A 1228-nucleotide genomic window follows, 5' to 3' on the forward strand; every position below is an offset into this window, starting at 1 on the left:
GGCCCTGCTGCACGTGATCATCGGCGAGGGGCTGCACGACGCGGACTTCGTGGCCCGCCACTGCACCGGCTTTGCCGAACTGGCCGGGCACGTGCGGGCCTTTTCGCCGGAGTGGGCCGCGCCCATCACCCGCGTGCCCGCGCAGGACATCATCGCCGCCGCCCGCGCGCTGGCCACGGTAAAGCCCGCCAGCCTGCTGTGGGGCAACGGCATAGACACCAGCGTCAACGCCTTCCAGACCGGGCGCGCCCTGCTGCTGCTCACGGCTATCACCGGCAACCTCGACGTGCCGGGCGGCATGGTGCACTGGGTGCCCCCGCCGGACATCCGCTGCAAGTCGCCGCTGGAGAACAAGAAGGTGCTGGGCATGCACCTTTTGTCACCGGAACAGAAGACCCGCATGATCGGCGCGGGGCGCTTTCCCTTCGGTCCCGGTTGCCACCAGCCCACGTTCTGGGACGCCTGCGTCAGCGGCGAACCGTACCGGCCCCGCGCGGTGTGGCTGGTGGGCACCAACCCCATGCTCACCGCCACAAGGGGCGACGTGGTGGAAGCCGCCCTGCGCGACCACGTGGAGTTCAGCGTGGTGTCCGATTTCTTCCTGACGCCCACGGCCCAACTGGCCGACCTGGTGCTGCCCGCCGCCCACTGGCTGGAGCAGGACGACGTGGTCTACTTTCACAAGCTGTGGTGCGTGCTGGCCCGGCGCAGGCTGGCCCGTGGCCCGCATTCCGGCGAGGCCCGCGACGACCGCGCCGTGATCCTGGAGCTGTCCCACCGCCTGGGCCTGGACGAGGCCTTTCCCTGGCCGGACTGGGACGCCTATCTGGCCTGGCTGCTGGAACCTTCCGGCATGGACTTTCGCGCCTTCACGGAAAAGGGGCTGGTGCTCGGCCCCATGCGCTACCGCAAGCACGAGACGGACGGCTTTCCCACGCCCAGCGGCAAGGTGGAACTGGTCAGTTCCGTCATGGCCGGGGCAGGCCGCCCGCCCCTGCCCGTGTACGTGGAGCCGCCCCTGTCGCCGGTGTCCACCCCGGAGGTGGCCGCCGCATACCCGTTCATCCTCATGTCCGGATGCAAGGTGTTGCCCTTCTTCCATTCCGAGGGGCGGCAGATCGATTCCTTGCGCCGCCTGCGCCCGGACCCCCGCGTGGCCGTGCACCCCGATGCGCTGGCCCGCCTTGGCCTTGCCGACGGCGACGCGGTGCGTGTGGTGTCGCCGCAC

1 protein-coding gene is annotated in these 1228 nt (G+C 70.3%); it reads left to right on the plus strand.

Features of this window, described 5'->3' with window-relative positions; genetic code table 11:
- The coding region (locus FVW27_RS16320; protein WP_167127147.1) for a molybdopterin-containing oxidoreductase family protein at window positions 1–1228 on the plus strand (1228 nt) is incomplete at both ends.

The organism is Nitratidesulfovibrio liaohensis, assembly GCF_011682075.1.
Classification (GTDB): Bacteria; Desulfobacterota; Desulfovibrionia; order Desulfovibrionales; family Desulfovibrionaceae; genus Cupidesulfovibrio; species Cupidesulfovibrio liaohensis.